The organism is Streptomyces sp. NPDC001530 (assembly GCF_042894545.1).
Classification (GTDB): domain Bacteria; phylum Actinomycetota; class Actinomycetes; order Streptomycetales; family Streptomycetaceae; genus Streptomyces.
This window is the reverse complement of the sequence record NZ_JBIAVS010000009.1, coordinates 159317-183889: the sequence shown is the minus strand read 5'-3', so window position 1 is coordinate 183889 and position 24573 is coordinate 159317. Positions and strand designations below refer to the sequence as shown.

Genomic DNA, 24573 nt, shown 5'->3' with positions numbered 1-24573 from the left:
TCAGCCTCCCTGCGAGATCACACGCCGGGCGGCGCGCCGCCACAGCAGTCGGGTGAACAGGGCGAGCGCCACCACCCAGGCGGCCTGGAGGGCGAGCTGCGGGCCCGCGTCGGACAGCGGAATCCGGCCCACGTACAGCGACAGCGGCACACTGAGCGTCGCTTGGAAGGGCAGCAAGCGGCTGAGCGTGATGAACCAGTCGGGGAAGAACCACAGCGGCGCGTACACCCCGGACAGCAGGTTCTGCGCGAAGACCAGGATCATGATCGCGGCACCGTTGCGGAGCGTCCAGAAACACAGCTGGTCGATGACGAGCATGACGTAGTAGAGGACCCACTGGCCGAGCAGCACGCTCAGCGCGAACACTCCTGCCACGGCAACCGACTTGGGTGGTTCCACGACGTCGGCGGCGAGACAGATCAGGTATCCGGCCAACGCCCAGACGAATCCGTAGAGCTGCTCGCCGAGCGCGCGCAGCGCGTAGTAGCGCTGCGGGGGCAGCGGGCGCAGATACCAGTACACGATGGTGCCGAAGTGCATGTGCTGCTGCACGGTGTCACGGCCCGAGTACTGGTCCAACTCCCTTATGCGGGTGGCCAGTACGGCGAGTACTGCATACGTGACCGCCTGGTCGCGGCTCAGCCCGGCGGTGGTGCCGGTCGCCGCGTACAGGCCGCGCCACAGCGACGCCACCAGCACCACCTGCACGGTGAGCCGGAGCAGCGCGGCGGTCATCCGGGGCGGCGTGTGCAGCTCGCCGAGCGGGGTGACCCGGGCGGTCCGCCATCCGCGCGGGACCGTCGCCGTCATGCTTCCCCCGCCTGGACGTACGCGGTCCGCATCACGTCCTCCAAGTCGGCCTCGTCCAGGGCGACATCGGTCACCTCGTATCGTTCGATGACCTGCTTCAGCGCCTGGTGGACGGTCGGGGCGGTCTCGCCGTCCGGCCCGAACACCACCTGCGGGCCCTCGCGCCGCAGCAGCGCGATCCCCGGCAGCGGCTCGACGTGGGCGTGCGGATCGGCGAGCGTGGCCCGCACCTGCCAGGTCGAGCCGAACTTGCGGCGGATCTCGTCGAGCGTGCCGTCCAGGACGAGCCGGCCGTGGTTGATGAGCACGACCCGCTCGGCGAGCCGCTCGACCTCCGTCATGTCGTGCGTGGTGAGCAGCACCGTCCGGCCGCGCTCCTCCACCTGGTGCTTGAGGAAGCCGCGCACCTGTTCCTTGACCACCACGTCCATGCCGATGGTGGGCTCGTCGAGGAACACCACGGGCGGATCGTGCAGAAGGGCCGCGGCCAGGTCGCAGCGCACCCGCTGGCCCAGGGAGAGGTGCCGTACGCGGGTGTCCCAGAAGGCGGAGAGTTCGAGCAGCTCGTCGAACTCGGCCAGGCGGGCGCGGTGTTCACGCTCCGGCACCCCGTAGATGTCTCGCAGGATGGCGAAGGACTCGCGCACCGGCAGGTCCCACCACAGCTGGGTGCGCTGCCCGAACACCGCGCCGATGTTGCGCGCGTTGCGCTCGCGCTCCTCGTACGGGACCACACCCGCGACGCGCGCCTCGCCGGCCGTCGGGGTGAGGATGCCGGTGAGCATCTTGATGGTGGTGGACTTGCCCGCGCCGTTCGGGCCGAGCAGGGCGAGCAGCTCACCGGGCGCGACCTCGAAGCTGACGTCCGAGACGGCTTCCTTGGCCACGCGCTCCGGGCTGACGAGGGACTTGAGGGCGCCTGTGAACCCGGGGCGGCGGACGGTGGTGTGAAAGGTGCGGGACAGACCGCGGACCTGGATACTGCCGTTCACACCGGCGGAGCTGTTGGACCCGCTCACGCGGGCGGGGCTGTTGACCTCGTTCACACGGGAGGTGCTGTCGACTTCGTTCACGTCGGCCGTGCTGTTGACCTCGTTCACAGGGGCGGTGCTGTTGGCCCCGTTGTCGTCGGTCGTGCTGTCGGTCTCGTTCACATCGGCGTTGTTGTTGACCCCGTTCACCTCGCCAGAGCTGTTAATCCCGTTCACACCCCTCATGTCGTACGCCCCCGCGTCAGTCGCATCAGCCAGACCGTCGCCACCAGCGACGCGCCTGACAACACGGTCAACAGCCAGGGCACGGCGTGAATCCCGGACGCCTCGATGCCCACGCCGAGCAGCGGCGGCGCCGCCACCCCGCCGATCATCGACGCGGCGATCACCCAGGCGCCCGCCCGCTTCGCCCCCGGCAGCGCCTGGTTCAGCCAGGGCAGACCGGTCGGGAACACCGGTGCGATGAACAGGCCCACACCGGCGTACGCCACCGGCGCCGCCCCCGGTATCAGTGCCAGCAACAGGCACGCCGTCATCCCGGCCGCGCAGACCGCGAGGATCCGCTCGGGCGCGTACCGCAGCGTGATCGGGACGACGAGGAAGCGGCCCGCCGTCATCATCAGCCAGTACACCGAGGTGGCGGAGGCGGCGACGGTCGCGCTGTAGCCGACGGTCTCCAGGTGCGTGGGCTCCCAGCCGCCGACGCCCGCCTCGACGGCGACGTTCAGGATGTAGAGGGCGAGGAAGCCGACCAGTACGCGGGAGAGCAGGCCACCGGAAGCGGGCGATTGCGCTGCGGGAGGCTCCGGTGCCTCGCTGCGTACGCCGCCCGTGCACAGGATCAGCGCGCCCGCCAGCACGGCACACGCTCCGAACGCGTACGCGTAGTCGCCCGGACCCACCCACGCGATGAGCGCGGGGCCGAGCACCGCACCGATGCCGAAGTGCGCGTTCAGCACATTCAGCATGGCCGTCGAACGGTCGCCGAAACCGACCGCGAAGAGCTGGTTGAGGCCGTAGTCGATACCGCCGAAACCGAGGCCGCCGAGGAAGGCGGCGGCGAGGGCGAGCGGCCAGGTCGGGGCGAGCGCGAAGCCCGCGCCGCCGACCGCCATCAGCGCGTAACTCGCCGCCAGAAGCGCCCTGTTGCTGATCCGGGAGTGGATCGCGTTGAAGGCCAGGACGCCCGCGACACCGCCGGTGAAGTGCAGGCTCAGGCCGAGCCCGGCCGCGGACGGGGACAACCCGAACTCCGACCGCAGGCCCGGAACGGCCGGCCCGTACAGGGCCTGGAGCATGCCGATGAGGACGAACGCGACGCAGGACGCGACCGCGGCCGGACGGCTGAAGAGCCGTCCGGCCGCAGTACGTGTGAGGGTGTCAGCCATGGATCTCCGACACCGGCGAGAAGACGAACGAGAACTCCGCGGGAGCGGCCCGCAGCTGGTACTGAGGCAGCGCGCCGGGGCCGCACGACTGCGAGCCGATGCCCTGCTGCCCGTGGTCGAGGTTGACCCAGACCGTGTCGCCCGCCGCCAGATCCGTCAGGTGCTCGGCGGCGTCGAGCTGCTCGGTCGTCCAGCGGCGCGCGGTGAACCAGAACGCCGGATCACCCTCGACGCGCAGGCCACCGATCTCCGCCCAGCGGACGTCGGCCCGGGCACCGTTCTCCTGCGGACGCACGTACGGCGTCTGCATCTCGTCCACCGTCGACTCCCAACGCCCCACCATCGACGCCGACTTGGTGTCCGGGTACCCCTCGCCGGGACCACCGCCGCACCACGTCACCCGGTCCGCCGAGCCCGAGAGCCCCAGACGGATTCCGAGCCGCGGCAACGGCAGCCTCCAGTCGCCCTCGGGCGCCACGGACACGGTCAGTCGCAGCCGCGTCCCGTCGGACGTCCACCGGTACACCGTGCGCAGGCCCACCTCCCAGGCCGCGGGCGCCACCCGGGTCCGTACGGTCAAGGCGTCGTCGCCCAACTCCACCGCGTCCAGCCGGTGTTGCATCCGATGCAGGCCCAGCTTGCGCCAGAGCAGCCCGTAGCGCTCGTCCGGCTGCCAGTGCGCGCCGTTGTCGTTGTCGGTGGGCGCCCGCCACACATCCAGGCGCAGGCCGGTCACGTCGATCCCGCCGATCGTCTTCAGCGCACCGGTGCGGGCGTCGAAGGCGGCCGGGCCGAGGGTGACGAGCCGCTCGCCGAGCGCGGGCGCTCCGGAAGGGGCGAACTGCTCCAAAGTGCCTTCGTTCACCGGTAGTTGAGCCCAGGCGACCTGATGACCCTGCGGGCCCCATGCGGTCTCGGCGGCCAGCACCGCCCGTACCGTCCACCCAGTCTCGGCCCCCCGCCCGTCCATGGGCGGCGTCGGCAGCTTCACCTCCGCCGACTTGCCCGGAGCGAGGGCGGGCACTGACAGCGCGCCCGTCTCGACGGTCTCGCCGTCGACCTGGTAGGACCACTCGAAGGCGAGCTCGGAGAGGTCCGCGAAGTCGTACGCGTTCGTCATGCGCACGGTGCCGCCCGGGCCGTCCCCTTCGATGTGAACCGGCTCGATCACTTTCTTGTACTCGACGAGCCCCGGCGACGGCGTGCGGTCCGGGAAGAGCAGCCCGTCGCAGACGAAGTTCCCGTCGTGCAGCTCCTCGCCGAAGTCACCGCCGTACGCGAAGCCGTACCGCTCGTCCTTGATGCCGTGATCGATCCACTCCCAGATGAAGCCGCCCTGGAGACGGTCGTACGACTCGAAGAGGCGCTGGTAGTCGGCGATCCCGCCGGGGCCGTTGCCCATGGCGTGCCCGTACTCGCAGAGGATGAAGGGGAGCTGACGCCGCTTCAGCCCACCACCGTCCAGGCCTCGGCCGATGCGCTCGACCTCGGCGTGTTCGGCGTACATACGTGAATAGACATCTGTGTCGCGGCAGTTGAGGTCGCCCTCGTAGTGGATGATCCGCGAACCGTCCCGGCCGCGGATCCACTCGGCCATGGCGGTGAGGCCGCGTCCGGTGCCTGCCTCGTTGCCGAGGGACCAGACGACGACCGACGGATGGTTCTTGTCGCGTTCGACCGTCCGGGCGGCGCGGTCGAGCAGCGCCGGGGTCCAGCGCTCGTCGTCAACGGGGTTGTCGCGCCAGGCCTGTTCGGTGAAGCCGTGCGTTTCGAGGTCGCACTCGTCGATGACCCAGAGGCCGTACTCGTCGCACAGGTCGAGGAAGGCGGGGTGCGGCGGGTAGTGCGAGGTGCGTACCGCGTTGATGTTGTGCCGCTTCATCAGCAGCACGTCCTCGCGCATGGTCTCCGGGTCGAGGGCGCGTCCCTTTTCCGGGTGCCACTCGTGCCGGTTGACGCCCTTGAACAGGATCGCCTTGCCGTTGACCTTGATCAGGCCGTCGGCCAGCTCAACCGTGCGGAAGCCGATGCGCAGCGGGACGCGTTCGCCCTCCGTGGCCAGCACACCGTCGTACAGCCGAGGCGTCTCGGCCGTCCATGCCTCCACCGGCACCGTCACCGACTCGCCCGTCGCGACATCGATGTCCAGGGCCGGCACGGTCACCCGGCCGTCGACGTCCGAGTCGACGCGCAGGGTGCCCTCGCCGGTGATGTGGTCGTACGACGCGTGCACAAAGAAGTCGAGGACGCTGCCCGCCGGGCGATGCAGCAGCGTGACGTCCCGGAAGATGCCCGGCAGCCACCACTGGTCCTGGTCCTCCAGGTACGAGCCCGCCGACCACTGGTGCACGCGCACCGCGAGCACGTTGCCGGCCGGCTTCAGCAGATGGCCGACCGCGAACTCGTGCGGCAGCCGGGAGCCCTTGAACTCGCCGATGTCCGTGCCGTTGAGCCAGACGCGGGCGCAGGACTCGACCCCGTCGAAGCGCAGCACCGAGCCCCCGTCCGAGGGCCAGTCGGACGGCAGGTCGAAGACCCGCAGATGATCTCCGGTCGGGTTCTCGGTCGGCACGCGCGGCGGGTCGACCGGGAAGGGGTAGAGGTGGTTGGTGTAGATGGGGGAGCCGTGGCCCTGAAGGACCCAGTGGCCGGGGACCGAGACTTCCGCCCAGTCCCCGGCGTCGTAGTCCTCGTCGGCGAACGAGTCGTCCTCCGCGTCGGCGGTCGCCGACAGCCGAAAGCGCCAACTGCCGTTCAATGAAAGGGACGTGGCATCCGAGGACGCATACCAGGCCCGCGGTGGAAGCGCGCCGCTGCCGGGTGAGACGTCCTCGACGTAATCGATGGAAGTGGTGGCGCGGAAAGACATCGGTCTCCTAGATCAGCCCTTGATGCCGGTCTGCGCGACCCCCTGGACCAGCCAGCGCTGGAGGAAGAGGAAGACGAACACCAGGGGCAGGATGGAAATGGCCGTGGCCATGAAGATCAGGTGGTAGTTGACGGTCTGGTTGGTCATGTACGAGGAGAGCGCCACCTGGACGGTCCAGGCGCTGGGGTCCTGACCGATGACCAGCGGCCACAGGAAGGCGTTCCAGCCGCTGATGAAGGTGATCGTGGCGATCGCGGCGAAGAAGTTCAGCGAGTTCGGTACGACGACCCGCCAGTACGCGCCCCAGTAGCTGAGCCCGTCCACACGCGCAGCCTCCTCCAGTTCCTTGGGGAACCCCAGGAAGTACTGCCGGAAGAGGAAGCAGGTGAAACCACTGAACAGGCCCGGAATGATGAGACCGCGATAGGTGTCCACCCAGCCGAGCGAGGAGACCAGCACGAAGCTGGGCACGAAGGTGACGGCCGTGGGAACCATCAGAGTGGCCAGGACGGCGTAGAAGACCTTGTTGGCGTGCTTGTAGGGGATGCGGGCCAGGCCGTAGCCGGCGAGGGAGCAGATCAGGAGGGTGCCGACGGTCATCAGGACCGCGACGACCAGGGAGTTCACCATCGCACGGCCGAAGTCGACCGTCACGTCGTCGAACGGCTCGGTGATGTTGCCCCACTGGATGTCGGTGGGGAACCACTTCCAGTTCTCGCCCGTGATCTCCGGGTCGGTCATCAGGGCGTTGCGGACGATCAGGTAGAAGGGGAGGAGGAAGAGCAGGGCGGCGATGCCGATGGCGACGTACAGGCCGGTGTTGCCGATGACGCTGCCGCCGTGCCTGACCTTGCGCGGCTTGCTGATGTCGGGTGCGGTGGTGGTCACTTGGACTCCTCACCCCTTCCGAAGCCCATGATCTTGCCTTGGAACAGGGTCACGACGCAGATCAGCAGGGTCAGGATGACCGCGCCCGCGCTGCCCGCCCCGTAGTCCTGGTTGTTGCCGAGGGCGGTGTTGTAGAGCTCGACGAGGGGCGGCTTGCCCCACGTGGCCTTGCCCAGCAGGTTGTAGAACTCGTCGAAGGCCTGGTAGGCGGCGATCAGGAGCAGCAGGATCACCGCGGTCGACGTGGCCCGCAGCTGCGGCAGCGTGATGTACCGGAAGGTCTGCCAGCCCGGCTTGGCGCCGTCGATGGCGGCGGCCTCGTACAGCTCGCCCGGGATGTTCTGCAGTGCCGCCAGGAAGAGGATCATGTAGAAGCCGGACTGCAGCCACAGGCGCACGGTCACGATGACCAGCCAGTACCACGGCGGATCGGGGTTGGCCAGCCAGGCGATGTTGTCGATGCCGAACCAGCCGATGACGGTGTTGGCGAGGCCGAAGCGGACGCCGTTGAAGATGGACATCTTCCAGATCAGTGCCGCGGCGACGTAACTGCACGCGGTCGGCAGGAAGAAGACCGAACGGAAGAACGCCTTCATGAAGCGCATCCGGTGCACCATCATCGCCAGGCCCAGGGAGACCGCCCACGTGGTGGGCACGATGAACGCGGCGAACACGGTGAAGGTGCCCAGCGATTTGACGAAGTTACTGTTCGTCAGGATCTGGTGGTAGTTGTCGAACCCGATGAACTTGCTGGGGGTGACCGTGTAGCGCGCCTCGAAGAAGCTGAGCCAGATGCTCCATCCGATGGGGACGAAGATGAAGATCACCAGGCCGATGACGAACGGCCCGGTGAAGAGCCAGAAGTTGAGCGTGGGGTTGCCCCGCAGCCCCCGCCGGGGCCGGGCCTTGGAAGCCTTGGCCGGGGCGGGGCGCGCGACGTCGCGTGCTGTGGTGGTCGACATGTCGTGGTCCGTCCGCCGGCCTATCCGAAGAGCTTCTTGAGCTCGACGTTGACCTTCTTGTCGCAGGCGTCGAGCGCGGCCTCGGGGTTCTGGTTCTTGCGGACGGCGTTGGCCATCACGTCGTTGAACGCCACGATCATGGCCTGGGTCCAGCCGATGTTGTCGAAGTGCCCGAAGTCGTTGAAGAGCTTGACGCCTTCGGCCGGCAGACCCGACTTGAGCTTGGTGGCGTCAGCGGCGATCGAAGAGCGCGGCGGGATGTGGAAGCCGTACGAGAGGGCCCAGTCCTCCTGGTACTTCTTCTGCTCGATCCACAGCCACTTCACGTACTCCTTGGCCGCGTCGACGTTCTTGCCCTTGGCGTTGACGAACATCGACCAGCCGCCGTTGTAGACCGACTGCTTGCCGGAGTCGCCGACCTTCGGGAACGGGAAGATGCCCAGGTCGTCACCGAGCGCCTTCTGCATCACGGGCATCGCCCACATACCGCACCACTGGATGGCGCACAGGCCCTGGTCGATCGCGGACGGGTCCCAGTAGTCGGCCGGGGCGTCGAGCAGCAGGTGGCCGCTGGTGAACAGCCCGTGGAGTTTGGTGAGGCCCTCGGCGACCGCGTCCGTGTGGTACGCGATCTCGTTCTTCTCGTTGAGGGTGTCGGCGCCGGCGGACCAGATCAGCGGGTGCTGGATCGACGTGAGGTCGTTGCCCATGAACAGGCCCTTGACCTTGCTGGTGGTCAACTTGGCGGCCGCCTCTATGAGTTCGTCCAGCGTCGTCGGAACGTCGACCTTGGCCTTCTCCAGCATCGACTTCCGGTAGAAGAAGAACTGCGGGTCGTCGATCATCCGGAGGCCGTAGATCTTGCCGTCGACCGTGTGCGACGTGATGTCGGCCGGATTGAAGTCGTCCTTGACCGGGTCGATGATGTCGCTGAGATCGGCCACCTGACCGCTCTTGATGAGCTGGATCTGCGGGTGGAACTCGAAGACGTCGGGCGCGTTCTTGGTGAGCAGCGCCGCGAACAGCTTCGTCTCGAAGGTGTTGCCGGTGATCCACTGGGTGGAGACGTTCGCCTTGTCGTACGCCGCGGCGTACCGCTTGATGGCCTGCTCGGTGCCGGCCTCCCCGTACGCGTGGAAGTACTGGACGAGGCTCTTGCCTGAACCGCTCCCGCCGCCGCGGCCGTTGTTGCTTCCACAGGCGGCCAGCGGGCCGAGGGCGGCGAAGCCGGCGGCGGCCCGCAGTACGGATCGGCGGTCCCAGTTGCTGTTGCTCATTGCCGACATGGTGACGTCCTTGTCTCGAGTACGGCTGCGGCTCAGTGGCTCCCTGCGCCCCTTGACCGGCTCGTCGGTCAAGTGGCTCAAATGGCGCTGCGGTGCGGGACGTTAACCTTCGGCTAAGGCTTCGGCAAGGGGTTGGACGAAGCCTGTTCGAAGCGTTGTGTAGCGTTCGGGATACCGGACGTAACGGAGTCGCGGGCCGCCACGTCAGCGGCCCGCACCCCTCAACTTCTCCGCATGCGCTACTGCTTGGACCAGAAGTTCTTGAGGTCGTTGACCCACCAGGCGCCGGACGCGCCGATGTTGTCGATGGTCTGGGCGGCGTGCGGGGAGACCTCGGCGGCCGCGGGGTCGGCGGCCGAAGCGGGCGGGGTGGATATCAGCGTCCCGGTGACAGCCAGTGCGGCTGCCGCTGTCGCGAGGACGGATCTCCTGGTGCGCGTCAACGTGCATCCCTTCCGTCGTCATGAAGGTGGTGCGGTACGGCTCCTTGCGCTCGTGGTGCGTTTCGTGGACCTCTGGCCGACTGACTGGAGCGCCCCTTCCAGGGCGAACGTCGCGGCTCCGAGGCAGACCGGATCGGTCGGAATGGGGGAGAGGACGATCTCGGTGGCCGCGAGCGGCCGCTTCAGCGCGTGCCGGGCGACGGCCTCGCGCACCTCGTTCAGCAGCGGCTCGCCGAGCGTGGCCGCGACCCAGCTGCTGAGCACGACCACCTCGGGGTTGAGGAGGTTCACCAGGTCGGAGATCCCGGCACCGAGATAACGGGCGGTGTCGCGCACGACCTTGAGCGCCACCGGGTCCTGCGCGGCGACGCCCTGGGCGAGCGCGTCGATCGTGGCGGTCTGGTCCTCGGGGTGCAGCAGCGGACTGCGAGGGCTCAACTCCCGCAGATTCAGCATGATTCCGGGCGCCCCGACATACGTCTCCACACAGCCGTGGTTGCCGCAGTGGCAGAGCCGCCCGTCGAGGACGAGCGTGGTGTGGCCCCATTCGCCGGCGCTGTTGCTGACCCCGCGGTGCAGCCCGCCGCCGAGGGCGAGACCGGCGCCGACTCCCGTGCCCAGATTGACGACCACGGCGTCTCCGCGTCCGCGGGCCGCGCCGAACCACAGCTCGGCGACCGCGCAGGCGCGCAGCGGATTGTCGAGGTAGAGGGGGTAGGCGATGTGCTCGGCCAGCAGGTCGAGGAGCGGCACGTCGTGCCAGTCCCAGTTGGGGGCGTACTCGGAGATCCCGGTGTCGCGGTCCACCTGCCCGGGGACGCTGACCCCCACGCCGAGGACGCGCGCACCCTCGACGCCGGCCTGCGCGACCACCGAGCCGACGGCCGCCGCGACATGCCCGACGACCTGCTCCGGGCGGCTCTCGCCGGGGCGCATGTCCTCGTCGGCGCGGGCGAGCACGTTCAGCGCCAGGTCGAACAGCTCGACGCGTACGTACGTCTCCGCGATGTCGACGCCGATCAACGCGCCCCCCGACGCGTTGACCGCCACGAGGCCCCGCGGGCGGCCACCCGCGGAGTCCTCGAACCCGACCTCGGTCAGCATCCGCAGGTCGAGCAGCTCACCGACAAGCGTGGCGACCGTGGCCAGGCTGAGCCCGGTCGCTGCCGCCAGCTCCTGCCGGGAGGTGGGCGATTGGGCGATGATCTGGCGCAGCACCTCGTAGCGGTTCGCGGTGCGGATGTCGCGTGATGTGCGCTTCACCGGTCTTTCCCCCTCGGGCCCTCCGTGCAAGGCGAGGCCCGTCGGCCCCGGCGCGGCGCAAGGCTATGGCCTGTGAGGGACTTTCGACAAGGGGTTAGGAAAGGGGGTGGAGAAAGTCCCCGACGAAGGCGTTGGTGAACTTGCCCGCCGGGTCGAGCGCATCGACCAGCGCCCCGAACTCGCCCAGCCGCGGATACCGCCCGCGCAGCACCGCCGACGGCACCGTGAACACCTTGCCCCAGTGCGGCCGGGGCTCGAACGGCTCCAGCGCCTCCTCGACCCGCCGCACCACCGGCAGTACGGCCTCGGTGTCCTCGACCCAGGTGAAGTGCAGGGCGACGGTGTCCCGCCCGTACGCCGGGCTCAGCCACTGGCGGTCGGCGGCGACCGTCCGCACCTCGCAGATCCGCAGCACCGGCGCGATCGTCCCACGGATCGCGTCGAGGGCCTGCAGCGCGGCCAGGGCCTGCGAGCGCGGCAGCAGATACTCGGACTGCAGCTCGGCCCCGCTGCTCGGGGTGAACTCGGCCCGGAAGTGCGGGAGTCGTTCGTGCCAGGGGCCCGGGACGCCGAACTGCTCGGTGCAGTTGCGCGCGGGCATGCCCGGCACCGGGTGCATCGCCTCGGTCGCGGGCGTGGCCCACGGGAAGTCGGGCAACGCCTGGTCGGTGCGCCGCTTGAGCCAGACCTGCCGGAAGCCCGGCCGCCCCCAGTCGGTGAACAGACTCACGCTGTACGCCGTCGCCGCGACCTTCTCGAAGTCCAATCCCTCCAGGGGGAGTTCGGTGAAGACGTGCTGGCTCACCTCGAAGTCCGGCTCCAGGTCGAGGGTGAGCGCGGTGACGACGCCGAGCGCGCCCAGCGAGGTCACCGCACCGTCGAAGCGCGTCTCGCCTCGGCCGATCGTCACGGTCGAGCCGTCCGCCGTGACCAGCTCGACCTCGCGCACGGCGGAGCCGAGCGAACCGTTCGTGACCCCCGAGCCATGCGTCCCGGTCGCCACCGAGCCCGCCACGGAGATGTGCGGGAGCGACGCCATGTTGTGCAGCGCGAACCCGGACTCGTGCACCCGGCGGGCGAGTTCGGCGTACCGGACGCCGCCGGACACTCGTACGGTACGAGCCGTCGTGTCGACGTCCACGGCGGGCGGCAGCGCGGTCAGCGACAGCAGGACGCCGTCGGCGCCCGGTTCGGCGATCTCGTTGAACGAGTGGCCGCTGCCCAGCACCCGCACGCGCGCGCTCTCCGCGACCAGGGCTCGGAGCGCGTCGAGCGAGTGGGGTCGGTGCAGCTCCTTGGCCGTGTACGTGATGTTGCCGGCCCAGTTGGTCAGGGTCTGTGTCATCCCTGTCGTCCCTCCCCGGGAAGTCGCCGTCCGCGGCCGGTGCGATGGCCACCGGGGGACGGTACCTCGCCGGGCCGGTGCGGTGATCGGCCCGTCCATCGGCCCTCTCGCTCGGCCGCACCTACGGTGGAGACCGGTTGGCCTGGCGGTCGTGGGGGAGGGGTTGGAACGGGCGCCGCGTAGGAAGGGTTGTTTCGCCCCCGCCGCCCCTGCCCATTCCCGTCCCTTGGGGGCTCCGCCCTCAAACCCCCATCGGCCTTGACGGCCTCGTCCTCGAACGCCGGACGGGAGGATGCTCCCGCCCGGGAGCTGACATGTCAGCCCAGAAATGCCGCCGTGGTCGTCACGAACCGGTTGGCGTCGTCGAGCCATGGGAAGTGCCCGGACCCGGGCTGAATGACCAGCTCGGCGTGGGGGAACAGGTCGGCGAGCTCGGCCATCGCGGGCGGGGGCGAATTCAGATCGACCTCGCCGGCCAGCAGGAGCACCGGTGACGTGAACCGGGCGAGCGCCGCACGGGTGGTGTCGGGGTCGAAGGCGCCCTCGGCACCGTAGGCGGCCGCGGCCTCCATGTTCTTGTGTCCGTCCTCGGCGGCGCGATGGGCCCGAGCCGCCGCGTCCCAGCGGCCGTACCAGAACGGGGCGATGGCCTGGAAGGAGTCGGCGGTCCCCTCGCCGGCGACGACCGCTTCCAGGGCCGCGAACGCCGCCGGGAACCACGGCTCGTCCCGGCGGAGCAGCGCCGTCTCGCGCCGGACCTCTCCCGTGATGGTGATGCCGGCGGCAAAGACGCTCGGCGTGATCAGCGCGAGCCTGCCGACGCGCTCCGGATGGCGCGCCGCGTACAGCAGGGCGAGATTCGTGCCGCCGGAGTGCGCGAGCAGGTCCATCCGGTCGAGGCCCAGCTGCTCGCGCAGGGCGTCCACGTCGTCGACGAGTCGGTCGCAGCGGTAGGAGGCGGGGTCCTCCGGTGTCGCCGACTGGCCGGTGCCCCGAAGGTCCAGCATGACCAACTGCCGGTGTGCGGAAAGGCCGCCGAGGTCCCCGAGGTACAGGGAGTCCTGCATCGGTCCGCCGGGGAGGCAGATCACCGGGTGGCCGTCTCCGAAGACGTGATACGCCAGCTTGGTCCCGTCGGGTGCGGAGAAGGTAGTCATGGCCGAGACTCTGTCAGCGGCGAGGAGGCGGAGCAACCGCGTTTGGGCGGAGCTGCAGGGGACCCGCCGCCCCGTCGAGGCCGCCTCCGGCGATCACGAGCTCGGCCCGCCGACCTCGGCCGTCCAGCTCTCCACCACTTCCACGAACTCCCGCGGCCGCTCCTCGTGCAGAAAGTGCCCGGCCCCGTCGAACACCACCACCCGCGACCTGGGGTCGGTCAGCGTCCCGCGCTCGAACTCCGCAGCCCCGGGCGTCGCATACACGCCCAGTACCGGGCACTTGCGCCGCGCGAGGCAGGCGACCGTGGCGGGCCGCAACCCGAAGGCATCCGGGTTCAGATACATCCCATCCCTGCACTGGACGAGTACCTCCGTGTCCATCTCCGCCATCAACTGCCGCTGCCGGTCGCGGAGTTCGTCGTACGCCCCCGGCCGGAAGGCCCCCGTCACGAAGCGCGCCGCCCACGCCGGGCCCTCTCGACGCAACGCCTCCTGCTCCGCGGGGATCCGTGCCGCCCTCGTCTCGTCCGCGCCGTACGCGGGGTCGACGACCACCAACCCCCTTACGAGGTCCGGGTGTTCAACCGCGAGCGCCGTCACCGCCTGCCCGCCCATCGAGTGCCCGACGGCCACCACCGGGCCGGTGTCCAGCCCCCGCAGGAGCTCCGCGAGATCGGCGGCGAAGTCCCGGGCGCCGTACCCCTCGACCGGCTTCGGCGAGCGCCCGTGGCCGCGCAGATCGGGGACGATCACCCGGTGCCGCCAGTACGGGAGCGTGGGGTCCCAGTCGCCGCCGTTGCCGCCCCAGCCGTGGACGAGGAGGAGGGCGGGGGTCGTGCCGGGCTGGTCCGCGTGGTGCAGACGTATGGATGCCGTGGTCATGGGCGCGACTGTAGGTGGCCACTGACATTTACCCGAACGTGACGCCTTCGGCGGTCGCGGGCTCCCGCCCGGGAGGCGCACCGAGATCCGCACCGGCGCCCCGGACGACGGGGACGGACCGGATGCCGCGCTGGGCCTGTGGACCGGGACGCTGCCGCTGACCTCGACCTGGGGCGCGCCCGAGGCCGACCCTCCCCCAGACTTCGTCCGGGGGGACCCCCAGCTGCCGCCGGACCTGGCCGCTCCGGCGCACATCGCGCGGCACGAGGGGACCCGGCACGGCTGATGTCCGAGCGGGGGCATACCGTGAGGAGTCGAGCAGAGCAGACGGAGCAGGTCGGGAGCGAGGAGAACGGGATGGGCAGCCGCACCGCGCTGGTCGAGGATCTGATGGAGCGTTTCCCGCACGTGCCGCGGGAAGCCGTCTTCAAGGAGGACCTGCTCCGCGGGGGTGTGGCCTTCGACGCCTCCGCCCTCAGCGACAACGAGAGCGGTGAGGTCAAGCCGAAGTCGTACTTCATCTTCTCCTTCGACCACGGCACCCTGCCCGAGTTGGGCGAGGCCGCGCTGCGCCGCCCGCCCGAGGAGATCATCCTCACCGGCGGCCCGTACGACCTGCGGCGGACCGTGGTGTCCGTGCGCGTCAATCCGTCCTCGCCGTACCGCGTCGCCGCCGACGAGGACGGCATGCTCGGGCTCTACCTCGACGGGAAGCGGATCTCCGACGTCGGGGTGCCGCCGATGCCCGAGTACTACCGGCACACGCTCTCCAACGGGAAGTCCGTGATGGAGGTGGCCCCGACGATTCAGTGGGGGTATCTCATCTACCTCACCGTCTTCCGCGTCTGCCAGTACTTCGGCGCCAAGGAGGAGTGCCAGTACTGCGACATCAACCACAACTGGCGCCAGCACAAGGCGGCGGGCCGCCCGTACACCGGCGTGAAGGACGTCGAGGAAGTCCTCGAAGCGCTGGAGATCATTGACCGGTACGACACCGCCAAGGCGTCCACCGCCTACACCCTCACCGGCGGTGCGATCACCAAGACGGTCGCCGGACGCGACGAGGCCGACTTCTACGGGCACTACGCCAAGGCCATCGAGGAGCGGTTCCCGGGGCGGTGGATCGGCAAGGTCGTCGCCCAGGCGCTGCCGCGCGACGACGTCCAGCGCTTCAAGGACTACGGGGTGCAGATCTACCACCCCAACTACGAGGTGTGGGACCGGCGCCTTTTCGAGCTGTACTGCCCGGGCAAGGAGCGCTACGTCGGTCGCGACGAGTGGCACAAGCGGATCCTCGACTCCGCGGAGATCTTCGGCGCGCGCAATGTGATCCCCAACTTCGTGGCGGGCGTGGAGATGGCCGAGCCCTTCGGCTTCACCACTGTCGACGAGGCCATCGCGTCGACGACCGAGGGGCTGCGCTTCTTCATGTCGCACGGCATCACGCCCCGCTTCACCACGTGGTGCCCGGAGCCGACGACCCCGCTCGGCAAGGCCAACCCGCAGGGCGCGCCGCTGGAGTACCACATCCGCCTCCTGGAGGCGTACCGCTCCACGATGGAGGACTTCGGCCTCTCCTCCCCGCCCGGATACGGCCCGCCCGGACCAGGGAACGCGGTCTTCTCCGTCAGCTCCTTCATGGACAGTCTTCCCGCGCAGGAGCCGTCCCAGGTGTAGTCCGTGCCCCGCCGCCGGAACAGAAAGGGGTGTCCTGCTCTTCTCGGGCCGGGCGTGTCCCGCAAAAGGCGAAGGGAATCGATACGTTCCGGCTTCCCTTCCGTACAACACTGGGGACGCCGCGAACTGGGCTGCCTACGCGGCCCAAGGCGCGGTGCAACCGCTTGCCCACAACATTTGAATACGTCGCTTGTCAGTTGTGTGGGAACCGTGAAAGGCTCGGGCCCCGTCGCGAGACGGAACCCAACTCCCTTGCAAGCAAACCGAGTTGGGCATTGCATGACGTTGCACATGGAAGCAGTGGATGCAGGAGCCCCCCATGCCTGACCTGCCGACCCCTCAGGACGCCGCCGAGGCCGCGCTGTTCTCGGAGTGCTGGGACGCGGTCCTGTCGTACGCGGATCTGTGCACGTCCGGTTCCGCCGCGGCCACCCAGCTGGCCACCGAGGCGTTCACCCACGGCATCCGTGAGGCGCGCGCCGCCGACTCGGGAGCGAAGAGTACCGGCCGCCGGGCCCTCAGGCTGCCCCGGATCCCCTTGCTGCTGACGTCGGTTCGGACCACGGCCGCCGGCTGGGAGGCGCACGGCCAGGGCCACCGGCTCGACCCCGACCTCAGGCTGTGGCTCAACTCCGAGAAGGCCGACCGCTACACCGGGCCGCCGCTGCACCGCCCCCTCGCCCTGCGCGGCCTCAGGGACATGCAGGAACCCGACGCGGCACTGCTGTGGCTGGCCGAGGTAGAGGCGCTGCCGCTGCCCGCCGTGGCCCGGCGGCTCGGCCTCGACCCGGCGGCCGCGGCCGAGGAACTCGCCCAGGTGCGGGCGCTGTTCAGGGACCGCTGCCATCGCAACCACCTCGACACCCCGATGGACGCCGACTGCCGCAGCTACGCCCGGCTCCTCGACGCGGTCACCCGCTCACCCGGCGCCGAGACGCCCGAGGACCTCTCCCGGCATCTCGCCCGGTGCGTCGAGTGCGCGGAGGCGGCCGCCTGTCTGCGGCTGCACGGCGGCGGACTGCCCGCGGCGCTCGCGGGCGGGGTGATCGGCTGGGGCGGCCTCGCGTATCTGGAGCGCCGGCGCCGGGCCGCGGAGGCGGGTCTTTCGGGCGGACGTACGGACGCGACCGTGGACACGGGCATCGCCGAGGGCAAGGTGGCCGGGCCCCGGATAGGCCGCACCGGACTCCTGGTCGCGGCCGTCATCGTGTCGGCGCTGGCGCTCACGGTCTCGCTGATGCCCTTCGACGGCGCCGAGGACGGAGGCGTGTCCGCGCGCGGTGACTCGGTGGACCGGAAGCCCGTGGCGGACCCGGGCGTTTCGTCGCCCTCGGCCACCACGCGCCCCGCGGGCTCGCTGGTGTCGCCCGAACCGTCCGACTCGACGACCGACTCCGAGACGAAGCCCGACCCCGAACCCCAGGGCACCTCCTCCTCCCCGGCCCGGGCGACCCACAAGTCCGCCACCCCCACCAAGAGCGCGTCCTGCAAGGTGACGTACGAGATAGTCAACCAGTGGCCGGACGGCTTCCAGGCCACCGTGAGTGTCACCTCCGTCGAGGCCCTCGACACCTGGAGCGTCGGCTGGACCTTCCACGACGGCCAGCGAGTCACCCAGATGTGGGACGGCACCTTCGTCCAGCACGACTCCCGAGTGACCGCCACCGCCGCCGACTACAACAAGTCCGTCTCCGCGGGCGGCACCTTCGCCGTCGGCTTCCTGGCGTCCTGGGACGGGGACAACTCCGTGCCGGACAACTTCGCGCTCAACGGCGAGAGTTGCACGAGCGCCGGCTGACTGGGGCCGCACGGCATCCGCGTCAACGTGGTCGCGCCGCGGCTCGTGATGGTCGAGCGCAATGCCCAACTGGACGATGATCCCGGGTAGTTCGCCGAACGGGTGCGGAAGTCGGGTCGCGCGCCGACGCGTTTGGGGATGAGACAGGCGCAAGCCGTTCCCGGCATCGCCCCAACGGACCCCAGCGGATGGCCATTCACAGGGCACTCACAGGGCATCCATATGTCATGTCCATGACTGTGATTGCATACAGCCCGCAAGATCGTTGATCATAGTTCGAAACGAGGCACCTGTGCGTCTTCTCCACGCCGTCACCCTCGCCGCCACCACGGCGGCACTTTCCCTGACACCACTGACGGCCCAGGCCGGGACCGGTCCCGACCAGCACATCCCGGCGGACATCTCCGTATCCGTCGAGAAGAGGACCGATCGGGAGATCCGCGCCCACTGGACCCCGGAGCGTCTGCGGGCAGCCGCCGAGCACCCGGCGAAGATGCCGGTCCTGAAGAAGAAGCACACGGCCAGGGCGGAGGACACCGCACCGGCCGGGGAGCAGAGCGCGCACGCCTCGGCCCACTCCGTCAAGCCGGTGAACAGCACGCTCCTCACCACCGCCGCGGCGCCCACGGAGATCTCCGTCTCGCAGGAGGTCCCCTACACCACGGCACCGCAGTACTCCCTGGTGGGCCGCCTGTTCTACGACCAGCCCGACGGTTCCGGCCACTCCTGCACGGCCGCGGTCATCGTCTCGAACAACCGGAACACCCTGTGGACCGCCGGTCACTGTGTCCACATGGGCGACGGCAGCGGCGACGCCGGGTGGATGCAGAACATGTACTTCATCCCCGGCTACCGCGACGGCAGCGGCCCCTACGGAGCCTGGACCGTCAAGTCGAAGGTCGTCAACAACGAGTGGATGGACAGCAGCGACATGGAGGACGCCGACTACGCCGCCGTCGTCCTTAACGACCACCCCACCTGGGGCAAGCTCCAGGACAACGTCGGCGCGTTCGGCTACACCTTCACCGAGAACCTCACCGACCACAGCGACGTCTACGACGCGGGCTACCCGGGTGAGGGCTACAACCGCACCGACCTGAACGCCGAGCGGATGATGTACTGCTACGGCAACACCGTGGACGCCGGCCCCTGGAACCCCTTCGACGACCGCATGTCGATGGACTGCGACATGGGCAAGGGCTCCTCCGGCGGCCCGATGATCGAGGGCAAGAGCAGCACCGACCCGCGCATCATCGGCGCCAACAGCCACTACCAGACCGATGACGCCGGCAACCGCAACTCCGACGACCTGTTCTCCTCCGAGCACGACTCGAAGGCCGGCAACACCATGAGCGCCGCCAACGCCATCGGCTGACCGGCACAGCCACCACAACGAGAGGGGTCCGCGCACCGGGCGCGGACCCCTCCGCCATGCCTCCTACGGTCCGGTCGAGGTCACTCGGGCTGGGCGTACTTGGCCCGCTCCGTGGCCCACGCGTCGATGATCGCCTGCGTGCTCATCGTGTCGACGCCCGCGGGCAGTTCCTGGCCGGACCTCTTCAGCTCCGTCTTCCACATCTCGATGTAGTCCGTGCGGCTCTTCGCCGGTTCGGAATGGACGGAGACGGATGTGTCCTCGGCGAAGGACGCATACGCGGCGGCGCCCGCTCCCGCGCACACGGCTGCCAACACGAAGGCTGCTATCAGCGTTTTCTTCACACGGGCAGGCTATCCGCGCAGCCGGACGTGGACGATCCCCACCCTCTCCCAAGGCATCGCAGGCGACCGCCCGTGTTGCACCCACTGTCGCAGGAGCACGGCCGTCGGCACGGCGGGTGCCAGGCGATCACCAGCGTCAGCGACGAGCAGCGCTACCCGCCACCTGGGGCCGGTTCTCCTCTGGTCAACGGTGTGTTGTGCACCTCGTCCTCGTCCAACGGATCGCCAGGCAGCCACAGATTCACCGGGGGACGTCTGGGTTCGACCTCCCACGTCTGCCGCTCCGGGGCCCAACGCAGCGTGGCTTCACGCAGGTTCTCGTCGGCGAAGTCGATCTGCTGAAGCTTGGCGAGTGCGGCGCCATCGACGTTTTCGTCGATGATGATCTGTGCCTTCGTCTCGCGGTCGCTCAACACGATGCGGTGGGGGTCCTGGCTGGGTCGCCGCGCTGAACGGCGTCTCTGGATGACTGCGGTGATCGCCCGGTAGGCATCCTCGCTGGCCCTCTGGGCTATGCCCTGCAGGAACGGGAGAACCAGGGTGGTGATGCCCACGGTGTACGCGATGGTCAGACCGTCGATGCCGCCTTCGCGGGATCCCGCTGCCTGCACCGTGTCCATGTTCGGCACGGCGAACTGTGCCGCCAGGCGATCCACCGTCTTGCGGGCATGGGTGAGCAGTTCATCCACCTCAGCGATCAAGACGGGAGCGGACATGTCGTCGGCGTGGCGCAGTTCCTCAGCCAGGACGGCGAGTTCTTCAAGGCTGCTGATCAGTTCCGTACGCGAGGAGGGCTCTGATTGTCCGTCGGCCATGACCGAACTGTATGGCTGCGGCAATAAGAGAGTGAAATCGGCTCTGTAGTCCTGTGCTTGCACTTACGGTGACGCAATGCGTTGGGGGAGAAAACGCGCACCGAAGGCGGCCGAGACAGCATGTGCACCGTCACACGCTCAGTCTGACGACGGGGCCGACACCCGGGCTGAGTTCGCCGCGGCCATAGACGCCGTGTATGAAGCGGCTGAGTCGGGCGATGCCTCATCGCTGCAGGCTGCGATCGACGTGCTGCAGCGCGGCACGCGTGCGGCGCCGACGGGAGACGCCTACCGCTGGGTGTACCTGGCTGTTCTCGGATACGCCTTCGAGAGCCGCTTTCGGCAGACCGGTCGTCCGAGCGATATACGGGCCGCCATCGAGTGGAGTGAGCAGGCGGCGGCGGAGATGCCGACAGGCGATCCCCAACGGCACAGCGTGCTGAGTCAGCTCGCCGGCCGATATATCGCACGCTTCAAGGTGAATGACGACCCGGCCGACCTCGACGCGGCGATCGAGCAGGCGGAGCAGGCAGTGGAGGCTACGCCCCCGGACGATCCGGCGCGTGCGCCGTATTTGTCGAACCTCGCTCTCGCCCACGAGTGGCGCTTTGAGCGCACTGGTGACACCACCGACCAGGACGCGATGATCGAGCGATACGAACAGGCCCTGGCGGCCCCACCGGAGGACACTCTGAACCGGCCCACCGTGCTGGGGACACTGCGTTACGCCTACATGGACCGGTTCTCCCGAACCGGTGCGCGGAAGGACCTCGACACCGCCGTCGATCGAGGGGAACAGGCGCTCGCCGAGCTCGCTCCCGACGCGTCCAAGCGCGGCTACTGGTCGTTTCAGCTCGGCTACATCTACGAGGAGCGTTTCCGCCTCACCGGTGCGTTGGACGACGTACAGGCCATGATTCGACATGCCGAGCAGGCACTGACCGCGAGCGCTCCCGAGGACGAGCTCTGGCCGAGCATGCTGTCTCTCGCGGCCCGTGGTCACGTCGGACGTTTTCACCGCACCGGCACTCCCGGCGACATCGACGCCGCTGTCAGGTTCCATGAGGCAGCCGTCGCCGCGCTCTCGCCCGACAATCCTCAGAAGGCGGAGTGGCTCTCGAACCTGGCGACCGACTATCTGGAACAGTTCGAACTCACCGGCGAACCGGAAGCACTGCGGGCCGGCATCGATCGGGCCGAGCTGGCGCTCGCGGGCATTCCAGCCGGGCATCCCCTTCACGCGAGCGTCCTGGGAAACCTGGCCACGGCCCACAGCACCCGCCATCTGATGACCGGTGACATCGCGGATCTCGACTCCAGCATCGAGCTGACCAACCGGGCCTTGACGGGTCTCCCAACAGAGGGTCAGCCTCGCATGGCGTTGTTCTCCAACCTGGCCAACTGCTACTTCCGCCGCTACGAGCACACCGGTGACCGCCGAGATCTGGACGCAAGCATCGAGAACAGCGAGCAGGCTCTGCGCCTGACGGAAGCCGGAGATGCCGATCACAGTGCGTGTCTGGGCAACCTCGCGGTGCTGTACCGCAGGAGACACGAGCACTACGGTGCGAGCACCGACCTCGACGCGGCGATCAAACTCGGAGAGCAGGCGTTGCAGGCACTGCCCGACGACCATCCGCAGCATGCGTCCCGATTGGGAAACCTCGCAAGCGCGTACGCCTCACGCTTCGGGCGTGCCGGGGATCCGGCTGACCTCGACGCCGCGATCGACTACGGCGAGCGGGGCGTCGTCGACCTCCCGATGCAGCAAGGCGACCGAGGGCTGGCCCAGGTCAACCTCAGCGCTCGTTACCAGATGAAGGGTGATCGCGCCGATCTGGAGCGGAGCATCGAACAGGGCACGAAGGGACTCGCGCAGGTTTCCGCCGACCAACCGCGTTGGGGTGACTTGATGTCAGGTCTTGCCCGTGCCTACCTCGCGCGCTACTGGCGCTCCGGGGTGGCCGCGGACCTCGACCTGGCGGTGGAGCACATCGAGCAGGCGGAGGCCGCCACCCCACCGGGCGGCCCAGGCCACATGGGCCTGCTCTCCAATCTCGCTGTCGCTTATCGGGAGCGGGCCGCTCTCGGCCAGCTGCCTGCGGAGGCGGTTGCCAGGCTCGTTGAGTCGGTAGCCGGACCCACCACAGCCTCTCCGGTCGCGCAGGTGCAGGCGCGGCGCAACGTCGGCGTGCTGGCCCTGTTGACGGGTGCGGTCAATGAAGCAGCGGCCATGTTCCGGGCCGCGGTCGAGACACTGCCGGAGTGCACCCCGCGCGGGCTGGACTGGTCGGATCAATTCCACCTTCTCGGAGGCAGCCGCGGCCTGGTCGGCGACGCCGTCGCTGCGCATCTCGCGATCGACGACGTCCCCGGTGCGGTGGAACTCGCCGAACTCGGCCGCGGAATCCTGCTCTCGAACCGATTGGACACCCGCACCGACTTGGCAGCGCTCCAGCAGTCGGCGCCCCAACTCGCCGCCGAGTTCGACCATCTCCGTACCGCACTGGACGCGCAGTCCCCGGCCGACCTCGACGAGCTCAGCGCTGCCGCAGCGGCCCAGTGGTTCCCGGAACGACGCGAACTCACCGATCGCTGGGGCCAACTCCTGCGTCGTATCCGCCGACTTCCCGGCTTCTCGGACTTCCTGGCGCCGCCGCGGATCGCCGATCTGCAGAGAGCCGCCGGCAGTGGTGCGGTGGTCATGGTCAACGTCGGGCGATCCAGCGGCGACGCCGTCCTGCTGCAGCCGGGGTCGGTCAGACGGGTGCGGCTGGACGGACTCACCCTGGCCGACGCGCAACTCCACGCCAACGCCCTGGCCGGCATGGCAGACGACGGGGGGCCGACCGAGGTCACCCGGCCGCGGACCGCTACCCCGGATCTTCTCGCCTGGCTGTGGGAGACCATCAGCGAACCGGTGCTCACTGCCCTTGGCCACCACACTCCGTCACCCGCCGACGAGCCGTTGCCGCGGGTCTGGTGGGTCCCCACCGGCATCCTGAGCCTGCTACCACTCCACGCCGCCGGGTTGCCGGAAGGACCGTCAGCACTCGACTGCGTCGTGAGCTCGTTCACCCCCACCATCCGAGCCCTGCTGCACAGGCAACAGCAGCGACCAACCGACGCCCGCAACCAGTTGACCGTCGCCATGCGGCACACAACCGGCCTGCCCGACCTGCCAGGCACCACGATCGAGGCCGCTCACCTGCGGGCCCGCTACCCGAATACCGTCGGGCTCGCGGACGCCCAAGCCACAGCCGACGTCGTGCTCGACGCCCTGCCCCACGCCAGTTGGGTGCACTTCGCCTGCCATGCCACCAGCCACCCGGTGGACCCCTCGCACAGCGGACTGCACCTGCACGATGCTCTGCTGTCCATACCGGAGATCAGCAGGCTCAGACTCCAGTCCGGAGAGCTGGCCTACCTGTCAGCCTGCTCGACCGGGCAGGGCAGTGTGATTCAGGCCGACGAGGCGATACACCTGGCCTCCGCCTTCCAGCTCGCCGGGTACCGTCACGTCGTCGCCACCCTTTGGCCGGTCAACGACACGGTCGCGGCCAGCGCCGCGAGACGGTTCTACCGCTTGCTCGGCAATTCCCCGACGGCGGACGGCGCCGCCGCAGCCCTCAACAAGGTGACCCGGGAACTGCGTACTCGCTTCCCAGCGGATCCCCACCTCTGGGCACCGTTCGTCCACAGCGGCCCGTAGCGTGCCGTGCCGGCTGAGCCTGATCGGCGGCAACCACCAACGGCGTGCTGGGGAGGGGCGGTGAGGGTGGAGTCGTAGGTCGTCAGCTGATGCGGACGACCGGGAGTCGGCCTCCGTTGTCTCCGGCAAGGTGCCGCGCGGCACCGGGACCGGGGAGGCCAGTGAAGAGACGAAGACCGCGACCAGATCATGGGTGACGCTCGCACTGAAGCCGGCGCTCCACAAGTACGGGCCCGGTCGGTCGATGGGCAGCGGCGGCCCGCCGAGGATCAGATACGCCTTGAGTGCCGCCGCCTGGGCGTCGGTGCGACGTAGGCGCGGCCGCATCGCAGTCGGGCGGCCACCAGCAGGACGGGCCCGTCCCGAGAGATGCTTCCGGTACTCAACAGGCCGGACAGAACGGGTGGTCCGAGCATGTGCCGCTCCCGGTACCGTCCCAGCAGGTGGTCGTGGCGACGATGCCGCTCGGAAGCGGTCGTGGCGCTCGCACCGAAGGGCGCCTATGGTCGTCCAGGATCGTGGCGTTCGTCTTCAACTTGTCGTTCGGCCTTCCAGTCCGAGACCGGA

At 69.2% G+C, this 24573-nt stretch carries 17 protein-coding genes and 1 pseudogene; 4 read left to right on the top strand and 14 right to left on the bottom strand.

From position 1 onward, the window contains the following. The 12 genes and pseudogenes from ACFY0T_RS20035 to ACFY0T_RS19980 all read right to left on the bottom strand — a co-directional run bounded on the left by ACFY0T_RS20035 (position 1) and on the right by ACFY0T_RS19980 (position 14285). Positions 1-810 (bottom strand): ABC-2 family transporter protein, encoded by an 810-nt coding sequence (locus ACFY0T_RS20035; RefSeq protein ID WP_388871955.1) that lies wholly within the window; start codon positions 808-810, stop codon positions 1-3. After that, a complete protein-coding gene (locus ACFY0T_RS20030; RefSeq protein WP_388872453.1) occupies positions 807-1802 on the bottom strand; it encodes an ATP-binding cassette domain-containing protein in 996 nt (331 codons plus the stop codon). The genes ACFY0T_RS20035 and ACFY0T_RS20030 overlap by 4 nt, the downstream gene beginning before the upstream one ends. A 221-nt stretch (positions 1803-2023) precedes the next feature. Next, positions 2024-3190, bottom strand: coding sequence for an MFS transporter (locus tag ACFY0T_RS20025; protein WP_388871952.1), 1167 nt, complete (start codon positions 3188-3190; stop codon positions 2024-2026). Then, on the bottom strand, positions 3183-6059 hold the full coding sequence (locus ACFY0T_RS20020) for a glycoside hydrolase family 2 TIM barrel-domain containing protein (RefSeq protein ID WP_388871949.1): 2877 nt from the start codon (positions 6057-6059) through the stop codon (positions 3183-3185). Before ACFY0T_RS20020 ends, ACFY0T_RS20025 begins: the two co-directional genes overlap by 8 nt. Before the next feature lie 12 nt (positions 6060-6071). Further along, a complete protein-coding gene (locus tag ACFY0T_RS20015) occupies positions 6072-6947 on the bottom strand; it encodes a carbohydrate ABC transporter permease (protein WP_388871946.1) in 876 nt (291 codons plus the stop codon). Beyond that, on the bottom strand, positions 6944-7909 hold the full coding sequence (locus ACFY0T_RS20010; protein WP_388871944.1) for a carbohydrate ABC transporter permease: 966 nt from the start codon (positions 7907-7909) through the stop codon (positions 6944-6946). Before ACFY0T_RS20010 ends, ACFY0T_RS20015 begins: the two co-directional genes overlap by 4 nt. Positions 7910-7929: 20 nt before the next feature. After that, positions 7930-9195, bottom strand: coding sequence for an ABC transporter substrate-binding protein (locus ACFY0T_RS20005; RefSeq protein ID WP_388871941.1), 1266 nt, complete (start codon positions 9193-9195; stop codon positions 7930-7932). 254 nt (positions 9196-9449) lie between these two features. Further along, positions 9450-9660, bottom strand: a pseudogene (locus tag ACFY0T_RS20000) (beta-glycosidase); the annotation flags it as partial. Beyond that, the gene (locus tag ACFY0T_RS19995) at positions 9657-10901 is read right to left on the bottom strand and encodes an ROK family transcriptional regulator (protein ID WP_388871939.1); all 1245 of its coding nucleotides are present in this window, start codon (positions 10899-10901) and stop codon (positions 9657-9659) included. The pseudogene ACFY0T_RS20000 and the gene ACFY0T_RS19995, both read right to left, overlap by 4 nt. A gap of 94 nt (positions 10902-10995) precedes the next feature. Next, entirely contained in the window at positions 10996-12246 is a 1251-nt protein-coding gene (locus ACFY0T_RS19990) for an FAD-binding protein (RefSeq protein WP_388871936.1), read from the bottom strand. Positions 12247-12563: 317 nt separating this feature from the next. Beyond that, positions 12564-13403 (bottom strand): alpha/beta fold hydrolase, encoded by an 840-nt coding sequence (locus tag ACFY0T_RS19985; protein ID WP_388871933.1) that lies wholly within the window; start codon positions 13401-13403, stop codon positions 12564-12566. Between the two features lie 93 nt (positions 13404-13496). Beyond that, complete coding sequence (locus ACFY0T_RS19980; RefSeq protein WP_388871930.1) at positions 13497-14285, bottom strand: alpha/beta fold hydrolase; 789 nt, start codon at positions 14283-14285, stop codon at positions 13497-13499. A 357-nt stretch (positions 14286-14642) separates the two neighbouring features. On the opposite strand from ACFY0T_RS19980, the gene ACFY0T_RS19975 reads away from it, so the two are divergent. The 3 genes from ACFY0T_RS19975 (at position 14643) to ACFY0T_RS19965 (ending at position 19135) form a co-directional block, all read left to right on the top strand. Continuing rightward, entirely contained in the window at positions 14643-15962 is a 1320-nt protein-coding gene (locus ACFY0T_RS19975) for a radical SAM protein (protein ID WP_388871928.1), read from the top strand. A gap of 319 nt (positions 15963-16281) precedes the next feature. After that, on the top strand, positions 16282-17760 hold the full coding sequence (locus ACFY0T_RS19970; RefSeq protein WP_388871925.1) for a cellulose binding domain-containing protein: 1479 nt from the start codon (positions 16282-16284) through the stop codon (positions 17758-17760). Positions 17761-18052: 292 nt separating this feature from the next. After that, positions 18053-19135, top strand: coding sequence for a trypsin-like serine peptidase (locus ACFY0T_RS19965; protein ID WP_388871922.1), 1083 nt, complete (start codon positions 18053-18055; stop codon positions 19133-19135). 80 nt (positions 19136-19215) lie between these two features. On the opposite strand, the gene ACFY0T_RS19960 is transcribed toward ACFY0T_RS19965, so the two are convergent. After that, the gene (locus tag ACFY0T_RS19960) at positions 19216-19479 is read right to left on the bottom strand and encodes a hypothetical protein (RefSeq protein WP_388871919.1); all 264 of its coding nucleotides are present in this window, start codon (positions 19477-19479) and stop codon (positions 19216-19218) included. 152 nt (positions 19480-19631) lie between these two features. Beyond that, a complete protein-coding gene (locus ACFY0T_RS19955) occupies positions 19632-20294 on the bottom strand; it encodes a hypothetical protein (RefSeq protein ID WP_388871916.1) in 663 nt (220 codons plus the stop codon). Positions 20295-20487: 193 nt separating this feature from the next. Here ACFY0T_RS19955 and ACFY0T_RS19950 point away from each other — a divergent pair, with 193 nt between their 5' ends. Then, positions 20488-24006: a CHAT domain-containing protein gene (locus tag ACFY0T_RS19950; protein WP_388871913.1), complete on the top strand. Its 3519-nt coding sequence runs from the start codon at positions 20488-20490 to the stop codon at positions 24004-24006. Positions 24007-24573 lie beyond the last annotated feature (567 nt).